The sequence below is a fragment of the Nostoc sp. NMS9 genome, assembly GCF_017114995.1.
GTDB lineage: Bacteria > Cyanobacteriota > Cyanobacteriia > Cyanobacteriales > Nostocaceae > Nostoc.
This window is the reverse complement of sequence record NZ_JABXKL010000019.1, coordinates 174,695-189,366: the sequence shown is the minus strand read 5'-3', so window position 1 is coordinate 189,366 and position 14,672 is coordinate 174,695. Positions and strand designations below refer to the sequence as shown.

Sequence of the window (14,672 nt, the reverse complement as noted above, 5' to 3'; positions counted from 1 at the left end):
TAAATACGTACTTGGAAGCACTATAAGTATAATAGTACGATTCCTTTAACCTAAACTTGTAGCTACGTGTTGCTCAAAAAACTCTGTGTAAAAATTTTAGTTTTTACTTGCTCTGAGTTGTCCACAAGCAGCATCAGCCTCTAAACCACGGGAATAACGGACACTAACAGCAGTATTTTGCTGCTTGAGAACGTTCACAAAACCTTGAATGCGATCGCGGTTGGGACGTTTATAGTCTACTTCTTGGATGGGATTGTAAGGAATCAAATTCACATGACTTTGGAATCCTCGCAGGCATTTTGAGAGTTCCAATGCGTGTTCTGGTAAATCGTTAATACCAGCGAGAAGAACATATTCAAAAGTAACGCGGCGTCCAGTGATTTCCACATATTCCCGACATTCAGCCAGTAAATCTTCTAGAGGATAGGCGCGGGCGCTGGGGATGAGTTTTTCTCGTAGTGCTTGGTTGGGGGCGTGGAGACTCACAGCCAGAGTGATTTGCAAATTGTTTTGCGCGAACTGACGGATGCGATCGCGAATCCCCACTGTAGAAACTGTAAGCGATCGCTGCCCAATACCGACATCTTGATTCAGGGATTTTAGGGCTGCTAGGACATTCTCAGTATTCAACAACGGTTCACCCAGTCCCATAAACACCACATTGCTAACCCGTTGCTGAAAATCTTCTTGCACAGTCAACACCTGATCGACAATTTCGTGCCGTGCTAAGTTGCGCTTGTAGCCTCCCTTACCAGTAGCGCAGAAATCACACGCCATTGGGCAACCCACCTGAGTAGAAACACAAACTGTCAGACGGGCTTTTGGGCCTTCTCCCCTTTCTGCGAAGGTAGGGATGCCTACAGTTTCTATAATTTGCCCGTCTGTTAATCGTAAAAGATATTTGACCGTACCATCGGGAGCCTCAGAGCGGTAATGTAAAATTGAGCGCCCAATCGGAACTTCTGCTAGTTCTGTACGCCATTGCTTGGAGAAGACAGAAATATCAGCTAGCGATCGCACCCCCTTGTCGTATATCCATTCATGCAGTTGCTTTCCTCTGTAAGCAGGTTGTCTTTGTTGCTGCACCCAAGTGCTTAACTCCGCCAGAGAAGCGCCTAGAAGGGGAGGGATTAATTCTGATTTTTCTGAGTTGAAGTCAACCTGAGATACAAGAGGCGTAGCAGACATAAAAAAATCACGAGTTGATGTTGGATCTCTATCCTACACCTGCTAGATCGAGTTAGTCTTGACTAAAGAAGACGGGAAATTAGCCAAAAGTTGTGCCGTTCCAGCCCCACATTGCACCCTTAGCATCTGCAAACTCTATGTAAATGCGATTTTTCGGCACACCTAGAGTTTGGTTGACGTGAGTCCTAATATAAAGAAAATTGTGATACTTAGTATAAATTTTTAAAAAATATATTTAACCAAATATTCTAGTCCTATTCTAGAGGCGTAGGCGATCGCTTTTTTTGTATTTTCCCCAGGTAACAATCCTTGGTCAAGCAGGTTTTCAGCATCAGACTTATTCTTTAAACGTACAAGCCGCGAGTGTTCAGTCAATATTTGAGATTCAAAATGATCTTCAGAAACAGAAGTTTGAACTATAAAAATTAGATCGTTTTCGCTAGTAAAAGGATTTCCAGCAATACCAATAAATTGAGTATTAGAATTATTAAGTTCCATACAAATGCCGAGTTCTTCTTCTAACTCTCGTTGAGCATCAGCATAGAAGTTGATATTTGCTTGTATTTCATTAAATGTGGCAAGACCAGCTACAAAATTTAATAATCCCGGACAATCAACATTTGGCGAACGTTCTCCAATATAAACGCTGCCCTGCTTAGATATAGGAATTACAGTGACGCCGATTGTCCGTGTAAAATATCCGAAGGGCTCGTTATATTTTTCTAATCCTTTGAGCATCAACTGTAAAGACTCTGCTTTAGTTCTCTCAATGTCTTGACGATATCTTGGATAAGTTGTCGGCCCAACTTCTAAGTATAAAACTTCATTTCTTCGGAACCAGTTTCCCTTTACGCCTGCTCCAGACCATCTGACTTTTCTATCATCATATTTACTTTGTTTACCATCAGAAATTTCTCCTGATGCAATTTGCGGCCGAATAATATTATCTATGTAGTCATAAAAGTTAGTATTAATAGGCTCTCCTATAATATTTTGAGGAGCTTGCCCTTCAATTGTCCGAATATCTGTAATGCCTTTAACTTCCTGGTGCTGAAGTAGCGTAATAAAATCTTTCCCTGTTGCCAAAGCTTCAGCTAAAATTTTGCCATCAGGCAAATCTGAAAGCTTAGAAACAAGTTTTTCTAGGTACTGAGGAAATTTAAAAGTACTCATTACCCTAAATAAAACTGACGGATTTTTTCAATGACGTATGCTTGCTGTTCCGGCTTTAATCCATAAGCTGATGGTAATGAAATCCCTTGCTCGTATGCCTTGGTACTTATAGGATATTCAACATTTGGCTTAACGAAATCTTTGTAGCAAGGCTGCATATGAAGCGGATAGAAAAAGCCCCGTGTCTGAATTTCGTTATTTAACAAGTAGTTTTCTAATTCATCTCGATTTTCTGCATAATAGGAGGTAAACCAATATACAGGTTCACAGCGTTCATCTACTGGGAGCAGTTGTAATTGAGGTATATCTCTTAGCCCTTTGCTGTAAGTATCATAAATTTCCTGCTTACGCCGAATAATTTCTGGCAGTTTTTTGAGCTGTGCAATACCAATTGCTGCTTGTAGTTCAGTAATAGAAAAGTTAAATCCTATATGTTCGTGTACAAATGTTCCTCTGTGATCGCGTCCCTGTGTTTTTAACCGACGACAAGCTTGGGCGATTGTGTCGCTTTGGGTCAGTATTATTCCTCCTTCACCACAAGTAATTGTTTTGTTACCAGAAAATGAAATAGCACTAACATCGCCTCTTAATCCTACCTGTTCTCCTTTAAACTTTACCCCAATTCCTTGGGCCGCGTCTTCAATTACTTTCAGGTTGAACTTATGAGCAAATTCTTCTACAGCTACCATATCAGCACTTTGCCCATATAAATGAACTGGCATTATGGCTTTTGTGCGCTCAGTAACTAATGCTGCTGCTGCCTCAACATCAATACACAGCGTCTCTTCTTTTATTTCGCAAAAGACAGGTTTAGCCCCTGCCATAATGACTGCATTGGATGAGGCTGCAAATGTTAAGTTCGGTACAATTACCTCATCACCATAACCAATATTTAATGCTTTTAGTCCACAGTATAAAGCTGTCGTTCCGTTTGAAGTTGCTATACTATACTTGCTTTGCGTTAATTGTTTTATTCCTTCTTCAAATTCAGCAGTAATCTTGTTTTCCGTAAGATATGTAGAGTCAATAACCCGCTTTAATTGATCCAACTCTTTTTCATCAATCCAAGGTTCAATTTGAGGAATCATCTGTGGTCAATACTTTTATTTTGTGCAGTAGAGGATTCTTCCTCTTTTGTTATCATTGAAACATTTCGGTTTTAGACCTCAATCAGAGTACTACAAACCGATGTGAGTTCATGCAAATATCTTTATAGAGCACTTACTTCACCTCTGGCGTTTCAAAATTTAGCTATCTGAAACTTCAGGGTGATGTAAATACAAGAATTCCAACCTAATTGTATAAATATTAACAATAGGTTGAAAACACTTTGCATTGAACTATTAGGTTAATAACCGATTAAATCTCAGTTAAAATGAATATACCATAGTACAAACCACTTGCAAAAAAGTTGAATAGAGAGAACTTTTTCCCAATGGTTGGAGGGTGTCCGCCTCATGTCAACAAGACTATTATCTTCTCAATAGAGCCGAAGGTAATCTCATTAACTCCTACTTATTGACAAAAATTTAGGCGTAGGTGTAGCCCGTTGTAGCGAAAAGTCGAGCCAGGCGCAAGGGAAAGGGTTAAGAGACTTGTGCGAACTGGCGTGGAGCGGCGGCTTGGGCCGTGAGCGCCACGCTTTCTCGTGTCCGCGTTCGCGCAGCGTCTCGTAGAGAGCGTCTCTGTTAGCGCAGCGTTAGCGACGCAGGAGCGTCACTTTTCAAGACAGACATCGTTTTGAGCCTGGGAGGATGAATCGAATCTTTGGGGCCAGTCTTGGTGAAATTATGTGAACGCGAAATTGGTGCAAATGTCGTAGCATTTCATCACCACCGGTTCGCTACAATCGCCTTTGGTTTGTGGCACGGACTTAAAACTTGGAGTCGTAAAAAGTCTCCTTATAACCCTCGATCTTTAAAGGTAACAACACACTTAAAGATTTAATTCACTACAGCTTTCTTCAGGAAACATAACTTGGTATTCATGACAACAAATAAACTCGAATCAACAGAGTCAAGTGTAGAGCGATCGCCAAATGTGATAGCATTAATTTTATTATCTGTTGCCCTAGTTGCTCTTTCCTTTACAGCAATCTTTATCAAGCTATCGGTTCGCGAAATTAGCGCTAATGCTACGGTATTTAATCGTCTTTGGATAGCTACGATTATTTTTGGACTGTGGAATGGATTCAACGAATTACGCACCAAAAATTTAGAAGACCAACCCATAGCTAAAGAACGCTACCAATCTAGGGACATTATACTTTTAGTCGCAGTAGCTGTTGTTCATGTGGTGGGTCGATTCCTCTGGACTTGGTCTTTGACTCAAACCAGTGCTGCTAATGCTACAGTACTGTCTAATATGCCTCCACTATTCACCACCTTGGGAGCTTGGCTGATATTAGGTCAACGTTTTGACCGCAGATTTGTGACTGGTATGTTAATTGCCTTAGCAGGGGCATTTACTCTCGGATTAGATGATTTGCTAGGATCTGGCAATAGCTTAAACAGCCAAACTCTCATTATTGGTGATGCAGCTGCTTTGTTATCTTCGGTGTTTTATGCAGCAAGTTTCTTAATCATAGAACGACTAAGAACCAGATTGCCTGTACAAAATATACTCCTATGGCGCTGCTTTTTAGGTACTTTGTTTATCTTACCAGTAGTGCTGACAGTCGAAGACCAAATTTTTCCGATTTCCTGGTTGGGTTGGCTAGCAGTATTTGGTTTAGCTGCTATCTGTGAAGCTTTAGGACATGGATTGGTAGTCTATAGTCTCAAGTATTTCTCTTCATCCTTGGTCACTATATTTCTTCTGCTTGAGCCAGTAATGACTGCAATTCTTGCTTGGTTCATCTTTTCGGAAAGCTTAAGTCTGCTTAACTTGTTGGCTCTTAGCGTAATATTACAAGGCATATATCTTGCAAAAACTGGTAAAGGAGCGGATAAACAATAAGCTACTTACTCTAAATCTCTTTAAGGAACTTATACTTTCCGCTAATGTCCACGCAATGCCCGATGCCCACCATTTAGTGATGAGATGAGCGAAATAGGTGATTATGTTCGGGATGATATAAACGCGATCGCCCTGTTGTTGTCGAAAGCGCTGGACTGATTATGTAAAGTGTAGTGCGAATTAGTTTTTCTTGATGAGTGCAGTCTGCCATTTGATTTAGAGGGACAACCTTAATTTTTTCATCGGGCCAGCCGATGCGAAAGCAAATGGCAATCAGGGTTTCGGCTGGATAGTGTTCGAGTAGTTTGGCTTGAGCATTTTCGACGTGACGGGCACTCAAATACAGACAGAGGCTAGCCTGATGTGCTGCAAGAGTAGCTAATTCTTCGGTGGCAGGGACTTCTGTACGTCCGCTGATGCGTGTCAAAATAATGGTTTGAACTAAACCAGGGACAGTCAGTTCTAGTTTGAGTTTGGCAGCAGCAGCTTGAAAGGCGCTGATACCAGGGATGACTTCAAAAGGAATATTTGCCTCTGCGAGGAGGTGCATTTGCTCGTGGATGGCGCTGTAAAGACTAGGATCGCCAGAATGGAGACGGACTAGAGATTTGTGCTGCGATCGCACCCTATCGATCATAATCGCCAAAATTTCTTCTAAAGTTTGATTCGCAGTCCTAATTATCTCCGCATCTTTTCGGCAAAGTTCTAAAATTTGTTTGGGTATTAAAGAATCAGCAAATAAAATCACATCAGCAACAGCCAGTAGTTTCTGAGCCTTCACCGTTAATAAATCAGGATCTCCAGGGCCTGCTCCGACAATATATACAGATGGTTCTACAGTATGTAGTGTTTTTTTATAGCTTAGGCTTTCTGTATATTCACTTTTAAAAGAACACACGGCAATCCCTCAAAAAATTTTTTGGCATTTTCTCAGTATCTTTCCGGATTCACCCTCTTTCCCTAGTAGAGAGTAATGGTAGATGCACCCTGGTTAAGCCCTAGAGAATACTCTGGGGCATTTTTTATTTTTGGGCATTGGGCATTGGGAAAGAGGAGGCAGAAGGCAGAAGGCAGGAGGCAGAAGTTCTTTAATTTTGAATTTTGAATTTTGAATTTTGAATTGATTTCTCCCTCATGCCCCTCTCTCCCCATTTCCCTTAAGAGTAGGAACTACATCGGGTAAAGGGCGTTTGAGTAAGTAAAGCCAAGCTAATCCAACTAATCCCAATAGAATTCCTAGACTACTGACTACTTGCGCCATCCGTAATGGCCCCAGCATCAAGCTATCAGTGCGAAAGCCTTCAATCCACAAGCGTCCTAAGCTGTAGGCTGGCCAGTAAATTAGGAACAGTGTGCCTACCTTCAGGCGTGGCTTACCGGATAAAGACCGGAAAAACAACGTTATTAGTAGCGTAAATACCATTAAATCCCATAGAGATTCGTAGAGGAAGGTGGGATGAAAGTAATCGAAACTAACATAGTCTAAAGGACGATGGTCTGTTGGAATATAGAGTTTCCAGGGTAAATTAGTAGGATCGCCAAAAGCTTCAGAATTAAAGAAATTGCCCCAACGTCCGATCGCCTGCCCTAAAATCAGGGAAGGTGCTACTAAATCTGCCAGTTGCCAGAAAGAAACCTGCTTGATTTTGGCAAAGATTAACGCAGCCACAACGCCACCAAGAATCGCTCCATGAATGGCAATACCTCCTTCCCAGATCGCAAAAATTTTTCCTGGAGTTGGGGCATATTTTGACCACTCAAAAAAAACGTAATATAGACGTGCGCCAGGAATTGCCCCAATCAACAACCAAAAGAACAAATCGCCTAGCAACTCAGGATTAACATTGCGCCGCTTTGCCAAATTCTGGGAAAGGATGACGCCAATTAAAACTGCTGTGGCAATTAACAAGCCGTACCAACGAATACTTAGTGGCCCTATTTTCACCAGAATCGGTCCTGGAGAAGTAAATTGAAACGCCAAGGGCAAAGTGGGAAAATCCAGTGCCATGAAAAATTACCTAGAAAAGTTCGTTAACTACCCGCGCACTATGCTAAGTACGGAGTTTCTTGTGTCTCGAATACTGTAACTACACTTGAATCTTCCACAACATTGTGGGGACGTAGGTAAAAATCCAGTATTCATATTTAGGAGTCTAGTTCCTAACGCTTAGTTGAGCATAACTTGTGCCACTAAAACAATTGACTTTACCATCCTTACCGAGAGCGCAAGATGGTAGATTTGAGTAAGTTACACAAAATGGTTTCAATATAATCACCTAAACAACTTTGATATATTTAAAATTGTGATTGCTATTTATCCTGGTAGCTTCGACCCCATTACCTTAGGACACCTCGATCTCATCGGGCGCGGTAGTCGGCTGTTTGAGCGGGTGATTGTCGCTGTACTACGGAACCCTAACAAGATGCCACTTTTTAGTGTGGAGCAACGGCTAGATCAGATCCGTCTTTCTACAGAACATCTACCTAATGTAGAAGTAGACAGCTTTGATGGTCTTACCGTCAATTATGCTCAAATGCAACAAGCACAAGTTTTGATCCGGGGTTTACGGGCTGTGTCAGATTTTGAAGTGGAACTGCAAATGGCTCACACCAATAAAACTCTTTCTACCCAAATAGAAACAGTTTTTCTCGCAACCTCAAATGAGTATAGTTTTTTAAGTAGTAGTGTGGTAAAAGAGATTGCAAGGTTTGGTGGCTCTATCGATCATCTCGTTCCCCCACACATTGCCCTAGATATATACCAATGCTACAATCAGAAATCTCCAATGTTGAACCCAATCTCAACGGAAGCAATCCCCCCTCTCAAGAGTATCTCGGTGGAGAGGGAAGCATAGATATTCAGCAGGAACTCAACCGCCTAGAGGAAATGGTTCTCTCTAGTCTCAGGATTCCGCTGACGGGACGCACACTCATAGATGAAGAAAAGCTGCTAGATCAACTTGATTACATCCGGCTGGCTTTACCATCACTTTTTCAAGAAGCAGCAGCAGTTCTCAACCAAAAGGACGAAATTCTGCTGGAGGCGGAAGAGTATGGACAGCAGGTAGTTGAGGCTGCACAAGCCAAAAGAGCGCAAATTTTAGCTGAAAGCGATATTATTCACCAGGCAGAACAAGAAGCTGAACGACTGCGGCGACAAGTGCAACAAGAGTGTGAGGGAATAATGCAAGAAACCCTCGCCGAGATTGACCGCAAGCGGTATGCTTGTCAGCAAGAGTTAGAGCTGATGCGACAAAATGCGATCGCTCAAGCTCAAGAAATTGAAGATGGTGCTGATGCTTATGCCGATGGCATTTTGGGAAATATCGAGCAGGATCTCAAAGATATGTTGCGAATTATCACCAACGGACGGCAACAATTGCAAATTGATAACCTCACCCAGCGTAATTCACCTCCTGGTAAGAAAAGATAAACTGTAGTCCTAGCATTTACCAGTTTGGACTGACGGGATTGTAGAAAGATGGTTTGATGCATTTTTCTCATAGAGAGGCAATGTACACATCGCGTTTGTACAAAAGATGCTTTGCTAGAGGCGCAACAGCTGATTGAGCTCGTTGCGAGTATCAGAATATAAGCAGGTTTTATCCAACCAGATCCAAAATTTCTCAGGTTGTACAGTCAAACTAGAAGAAGAAGGTCTACTCTGTTTGTGAGCCACGTCTGCTTGGCACTTCTGCAATGTTTTCTGCCAACAGAGGAATATTATGCTAACTAGGTTGAAAGTTTCTGGTTTTAAGAACCTCGTCGATGTTGATGTGCGCTTCGGGCCATTTACTTGTGTAGCCGGGGCTAATGGGGTGGGTAAATCTAACTTATTTGATGCTATTAGGTTTTTGAGTGCGATCGCCGATCGAACCCTAATTGACGCTGCCTTATCTGTGCGAGATGAAGAGGGACGAACAGCGGATGTGCGTAGTCTATTTCACCGAGTTAGTCATGAATATACAGATAAAATATCTTTTGAGGCAGAAATGATCGTACCAGAGGAAGGCGTAGATGATTTGGGACAACAGGCAAAAGCTAGTATTACCTTTCTTCGTTACTCTCTGACTCTAGCTTATCGTTCAGATGATAGTTTACGGTCTTTAGGGTCGTTGGAAATTCTCAAAGAAGAGTTAGTTCATATCAACCTTGGTGATGCAAGAAAAAACTTATTGTTTCCTCACAGTGTTGAGTGGCGTAAATCCGCAGTTAAGGGAAAAAGAACTTCACCATTTATTTCAACTGAGACTGATAAAGATAAGACTGTCATTAAGCTACATCAAGATGGTATCAAAGGAAAACCTCTATCTCGACTAGCTGCAAATCTGCCTCGAACAGTACTTTCTGTTGCTAATGCTGCTGAAAGTCCAACAGCCTTACTAGCGCGAAGAGAAATGCAATCTTGGCGATTACTTCAATTAGAACCTTCAGCCCTACGTCAACCAGACGAATTTACAGCGCCTACAAAATTAGACATGGATGGTTCTCACTTGGCTGCAACACTCTATCACCTAGCAAGGTTAAATAAAAATTATTCTCTAGATGGAGTTTCTGAGGATGAGGCTGAAGCACAAGTTTACAGCCAAGTTGCTAATCTTTTAGCAGAACTAATTGATGATGTGGGTGAAGTAGGGATTGATCGAGATGAACGTAGGGAACTCCTCACATTAATGGTGATTGGTAGAGATGGTACTTCACATCCAGCGAGGGCGTTATCAGATGGAACCCTACGATTTTTGGCTTTGGCAGTTTTAGAATTAGACTCACAAGCACAAGGTCTTTTGTGTTTAGAGGAACCGGAAAACGGCATTCATCCTGAGCGTATTCCCAAAATACTGAAATTGCTTCAAGACATCGCCACTGATATTAATGAAGCTATTGGTATAGATAACCCACTCCGCCAAGTGATTATTAACACTCACTCACCATCTGTAGTGATGCAAGTACCTGATGAAAGCTTATTAGTTGCTGAATTAAAGGAAACAGTACTTTCAGGAAAACGGTTTAAGCGTGTTTCTTTTGGTTGTCTTCCTGATACTTGGCGAGAGCAAGAGCCAGAAGAAACAAATGTTGTCCCTAAAGGGAAACTTCTTGCTTATCTAAATCCGGTAGTAATTGAGAAATTAGAGCCTGATAGCAATGGAGAGGTAAAAAGCTCCCAAAAATCAAAACTAATACCAACCCCAAAACGCCGAGTTATAGATAGAAATGATCTTCAACCACTAATTCCTGGTTTCCCTACTCAATTGACATAAAAGAACTTTGCTACACCTTTCTGTCTGACGGTAGCTCAGACAAAGCACTGATGCCTATTCTCAATTGGTTATTACGGGTAAATCAGGTTGAGTGTGCTATTCAATCTAATTGGGCTGATCTGCGACGCTTACCCAAACCACCTAAAAAGTTATTGCCACGTATCATCGAGAGCGTAGAACTCTATCCTTGTGATCTTTTATTTATTCATCGAGATGCAGAAAAAGAATCACGCGAAAATCGTGTGGCTGAAATTCGAGAAGCAGTAGAAGTAGTTAAACAATCACTGGCAGTACCACCTCATGTTTGTGTTATTCCTGTACGTATGCAGGAAGCGTGGCTTTTATTTGACGAAGCTGCTCTACGGAAAGCTGCGGGTAATCCTAGTGGGCGTGAGCCATTAGAATTGCCAAATATTCATAAACTTGAACAATTACCTGATCCTAAAGATATTCTTCATGAACTTTTATGCAAAGCTAGTGGGTTAACAGGTCGCCGGCTTAAGCAATTCTCGTCGGATAAGCTTAATGGATGTGTTCACAGACTAGCAGAAATCATCAATGATTTTTCAGCGTTACGGGCTTTGTCTGCTTTTCAAATATTGGAAACTGAAATTAAAGAAGTTATAGAAATACAAGATTGGTGTTTTGAGTTAGAAGATAATTAACTATAATAATTAATATTAAATGATTCGAGCATTTGCATTATATTCAAGAATAGTAAAATTAAAATCATCAAATCAAAATTATTAAGTTAATCTCATGCCAAGAGGCAAATAAGCTAATAATTTATCTGCATCTTTGCACGATGTACTTACAAAGTATAAGTAAAATCTTCCACCAACATACCGGGAACTAAACTACCTCCAAGTTGGCGACTTTCATAAGTACCTACTTCGGGAATGAATTCTTGAAAAGTAGTCAAATCTATTAGATTTTCTCCCCAGAAACGATAGAGACTTTCATCAAAACGTAGGTTTTCAATAGGGGCAATAATTTCTCCATTTTCTACCCAAAAACAAGCATAACGGGTCATACCTGTGATTCTACCAGTGTGGCGATCGCTCCAATTCAAGTAATGCAAATTAGATACATATAATCCTGTATCTAAACTCGGAAGAATCTGCTCAAATACTAAATTTCCCGGACTGACTTCTGGCGCTCGTAAAGTCTCTGAACCATTAGCGCCGTTGGCAATTTTTTGATATTCCTTAGCAGTGCGAGAATTCACCAGAGTATTTACCAAATATCCCTTTTCTATTACAGCTAACTCCGGTGCTGCCATTTCTCCCAATTCATTAAATCGCGGCACTAATCCCCGCTGAAAATTTTCTTTTAAACTAAATCTTGGAGAAAGTTGTTTTTCTTGACGCGATAAAGCAGCTAAAGCACTATTTCCTTGTTGGATATCAGCTTCGCTTACCGCTCCCCAAGAAAGCATTACTAATAAATCTGCAACAGCAGCAGGTGCAAAATAAGTTTTGTACTGTCCACGTGGCAGTTCTTTAGTTGGGTGAGCAAGCAATTCTAGTTGTTTTTTAGCTTCGTTAATTTTGGCTATATATTTCGATTCATTCCAATCACTCCCAGCAAATGTACCTTTAACTGCTTGTCCAGATAGGGAAAATAGAGAATAATCTAAGGTAAAAGAATCAGTAGCAAACCAGTGTTTTTGACCGCTAGAATCACCATAAGCTTTAATTACCACTCCCCCGGCGTATATCCCTGTAAAATCCAATTCAGCAACTAGTTCTAGCACAGTTGGGACTACTACCTCAGCCGCCAATAAATTTCCAGAATGTATTTCTCTACTGATATTATTTCCTGATGGCAAAACTAGATATGGATCGATGGGTAGTAGAATAAGTTCGTCACGTAGTTCTTGCAAAGCAGTATATGCTAACTGCCAGTCTACCTCCCAATTTCCAGTAAAGGGAAACTGCCGAACACTGTTGCGCTGCTCTTTCATCAAAGTCAGTTCTATCCAACCATCAGCAACACAACCAGTTTGTCGCACTTTCGCATGATTAAAACGAGTAAATTGACTTATTTCACTGCTAAGTCTCACAGTGAATTGTTCATCTTCTGCTTTTTTGATCAGCAGACTTTCAATCAGTCGATTAAAGCTGACTTCTAACGCAGATAATTCCTCAATTTTCATAGATATTAAATATTAATAGGGAATAGTGAGAAGGAGAAAGTTAGGAGTTAGGAGTTAGGAGTTAGGAGTTAGGAGTTAGGAGTTAGGAGTTAGGAGTTAAAAGAATTTTTGTAAGTAGCTGGCGTAAATAAATTAAAGTTTGTAGTGAGTTAGCGCGGTCTTCTCCCAAAGGGAGAGGCTAGCGCCTTTCCTTCGGAACGCTACGCGAACGCGGAGCGTCTCGTAGAGAAGGGGGTTTCCCCCATGAGCGACTAACGATAGCGCAGCGTTAGCGAGTCATCGAGCGTCACCCGTTCGCGCAGCGTCTCCGTTAGGAGAAGGGTAAGGAGCTTTAGTCCTGATAATCCTTTTTTTGAGCGATGAATCGCTCACTACAAGCTAAGATTTTATTTGATGTTTAATTATACCTACCTACTTAATTCAAAACTCCTAACTACCAACTCCTAACTATTGTATTTTTCAAGTTCCTCCACCAAAAACTTCGACATTAGCAAATACACAGACAGGTGAACCGTGTCCTACCCAAATGGCCTGATTTGGTTCTCCTTTACCACAATAAGGAGTACCATACATTTGCCAGTTTGTGGCATCTCCGACTTTAATTAAACTATGCCAAAACTCTGGTGTTGTGGCGCGGTAGTTGGGATTACGGAGGGTTTTGGTAAGTTTACCGTTTTCAATTAATTTAGCGTACTCACAACCAAATTGGAATTTGTAGCGGCGATCGTCAATTGACCAGGAACGGTTAGATTCCATGTAAACGCCGTGTTTTATCCCGCCAATAATGTCTTCAAAAGTGCCGTTTAAAGGCTCTAAATTCAAGTTACCCATGCGATCGATCGCTGGTCGATTCCATGAGGAAGCACGGGCACAGGCAACTCCTGGTACATCTGCTCTGGCTTGACTCTCTAGACTGCCTAAACCCCGTTGCAGTACACCTTCTTTAACCAAATATTCCTTTGTTGCTACAGCACCCGTATCATCAAAGCCATAGCTAGCAAATTCACCAGGCACTGTGGGATCAAAGGTAATATTCATCAACGCCGAACCATATACTAGGTTGCCAAAATCACTTTTATTAACAAAGCTGCCCCCAGCATAGTTACGCTCATCTCCCAAAATTCGGTCAATTTCTAGAGGATGCCCGACACTTTCATGGATTTGCAGCATCATTTGATCTGGGGCTAAAACTAAATTGGTACGGGTGGTTGGGCATTCTTCTGCTGTCAAGAGTTCTATTGCTTGTTCGCCTATTTGCCGCACCCGATGCCATAAGTTTTCTTGTTTTAATAATTCGAGTCCACCTTGGTAACAGTTTGCTTGCGAGCCGTTGTTGCTGCGTTGCTGTACAATTGCTCCATCTTGGGCAGTGGCTCCGTAATTGGTGCCTATAGATAGTATTTTTTGATAGACTTCTGAGCCATTGCTGCTGACAAACCAAGATTCTCTCTCAGTGGTGCTGGCACTGGCTATGGTTTGCACAATTTTGTCGTCAACTTTGAGTGTTTGGCAAATACGAACCAGTAAATCGTTGATTTCTCCTGGACTCAGAGCATCCAATGGCTCAAGAAATGGAGATTTATATTCACCAACGACTTTAGGACGCTCACTTTCACGGAAGGGATGTATCCACCATTCACTGGCTGCTAGTGCCTGTTTATAGGCTGTTTGAGCGGCGGTTTGCAGGGAAGACAGTTGTAGAGAGTTAGTAGCTGCATAACCCAGACAACCATTGACCAAAACTTCCAGCATGGCTCCGACAGTGAAGGATTTGCCATTTAGCTGGGGTAAGCCGTCACGGACTGAACGGGTAGTAGAAGTCTCCTTTACGGCTCTAATACCAATCCAATCAGCGGGTATATCGAAACTAGCGATCGCTTTTTTAAGTTCAGACCACATAATTTAAGGAATTGGGAATTGGGCATTGGGCATTGGGC

12 protein-coding genes and 1 pseudogene are annotated in these 14,672 nt (G+C 41.5%); 5 read left to right on the top strand and 8 right to left on the bottom strand.

What is annotated here, in order from left to right; translation table 11 throughout:
- Window positions 1-96 precede the first annotated feature (96 nt).
- The 4 genes and pseudogenes from rlmN to HWQ40_RS07715 form a co-directional block, all read right to left on the bottom strand.
- Window positions 97-1,188: a 23S rRNA (adenine(2503)-C(2))-methyltransferase RlmN gene (rlmN, locus tag HWQ40_RS07730; RefSeq protein WP_292776234.1), complete on the bottom strand. Its 1,092-nt coding sequence runs from the start codon at window positions 1,186-1,188 to the stop codon at window positions 97-99.
- Between the two features lie 79 nt (window positions 1,189-1,267).
- Window positions 1,268-1,366, bottom strand: a pseudogene (locus tag HWQ40_RS07725) (phenylpyruvate tautomerase MIF-related protein); the annotation flags it as partial.
- A gap of 44 nt (window positions 1,367-1,410) precedes the next feature.
- A complete protein-coding gene (locus tag HWQ40_RS07720) occupies window positions 1,411-2,361 on the bottom strand; it encodes a hypothetical protein (RefSeq protein WP_292776232.1) in 951 nt (316 codons plus the stop codon).
- A complete protein-coding gene (locus HWQ40_RS07715; RefSeq protein WP_292776230.1) occupies window positions 2,361-3,449 on the bottom strand; it encodes a DegT/DnrJ/EryC1/StrS aminotransferase family protein in 1,089 nt (362 codons plus the stop codon). The genes HWQ40_RS07720 and HWQ40_RS07715 overlap by 1 nt, the downstream gene beginning before the upstream one ends.
- Before the next feature lie 898 nt (window positions 3,450-4,347).
- On the opposite strand from HWQ40_RS07715, the gene HWQ40_RS07710 reads away from it, so the two are divergent.
- Window positions 4,348-5,319, top strand: a complete 972-nt coding sequence (locus tag HWQ40_RS07710) for a DMT family transporter (RefSeq protein ID WP_292776228.1) — start codon at window positions 4,348-4,350, stop codon at window positions 5,317-5,319.
- 73 nt (window positions 5,320-5,392) lie between these two features.
- On the opposite strand, the gene cobM is transcribed toward HWQ40_RS07710, so the two are convergent.
- Both cobM and lgt read right to left on the bottom strand, forming a co-directional pair.
- Window positions 5,393-6,217 carry a precorrin-4 C(11)-methyltransferase gene (gene cobM, locus HWQ40_RS07705; protein WP_292776225.1) on the bottom strand — a complete coding sequence of 275 codons (825 nt, stop codon included), beginning with the start codon at window positions 6,215-6,217 and terminating at the stop codon, window positions 5,393-5,395.
- A gap of 234 nt (window positions 6,218-6,451) precedes the next feature.
- A complete protein-coding gene (lgt, locus tag HWQ40_RS07700; protein ID WP_292776223.1) occupies window positions 6,452-7,327 on the bottom strand; it encodes a prolipoprotein diacylglyceryl transferase in 876 nt (291 codons plus the stop codon).
- Window positions 7,328-7,622: 295 nt separating this feature from the next.
- Here lgt and coaD point away from each other — a divergent pair, with 295 nt between their 5' ends.
- The 4 genes from coaD to HWQ40_RS07680 all read left to right on the top strand — a co-directional run bounded on the left by coaD (window position 7,623) and on the right by HWQ40_RS07680 (window position 11,242).
- Window positions 7,623-8,174, top strand: a complete 552-nt coding sequence (coaD, locus tag HWQ40_RS07695) for a pantetheine-phosphate adenylyltransferase (RefSeq protein WP_292776221.1) — start codon at window positions 7,623-7,625, stop codon at window positions 8,172-8,174.
- On the top strand, window positions 8,084-8,752 hold the full coding sequence (locus HWQ40_RS07690) for a DivIVA domain-containing protein (RefSeq protein ID WP_292776219.1): 669 nt from the start codon (window positions 8,084-8,086) through the stop codon (window positions 8,750-8,752). The genes coaD and HWQ40_RS07690 overlap by 91 nt, the downstream gene beginning before the upstream one ends.
- 292 nt (window positions 8,753-9,044) lie before the next feature.
- The gene (locus HWQ40_RS07685) at window positions 9,045-10,577 is read left to right on the top strand and encodes an AAA family ATPase (protein WP_292776217.1); all 1,533 of its coding nucleotides are present in this window, start codon (window positions 9,045-9,047) and stop codon (window positions 10,575-10,577) included.
- Window positions 10,578-10,627: 50 nt separating this feature from the next.
- Window positions 10,628-11,242: a hypothetical protein gene (locus tag HWQ40_RS07680; RefSeq protein WP_292776214.1), complete on the top strand. Its 615-nt coding sequence runs from the start codon at window positions 10,628-10,630 to the stop codon at window positions 11,240-11,242.
- 146 nt (window positions 11,243-11,388) lie between these two features.
- On the opposite strand, the gene HWQ40_RS07675 is transcribed toward HWQ40_RS07680, so the two are convergent.
- Together HWQ40_RS07675 and HWQ40_RS07670 are read right to left on the bottom strand one after the other, a co-directional pair.
- Window positions 11,389-12,735, bottom strand: a complete 1,347-nt coding sequence (locus HWQ40_RS07675) for a TldD/PmbA family protein (protein WP_292776212.1) — start codon at window positions 12,733-12,735, stop codon at window positions 11,389-11,391.
- Window positions 12,736-13,194: 459 nt separating this feature from the next.
- The gene (locus HWQ40_RS07670) at window positions 13,195-14,634 is read right to left on the bottom strand and encodes a TldD/PmbA family protein (RefSeq protein WP_292776210.1); all 1,440 of its coding nucleotides are present in this window, start codon (window positions 14,632-14,634) and stop codon (window positions 13,195-13,197) included.
- Window positions 14,635-14,672 lie beyond the last annotated feature (38 nt).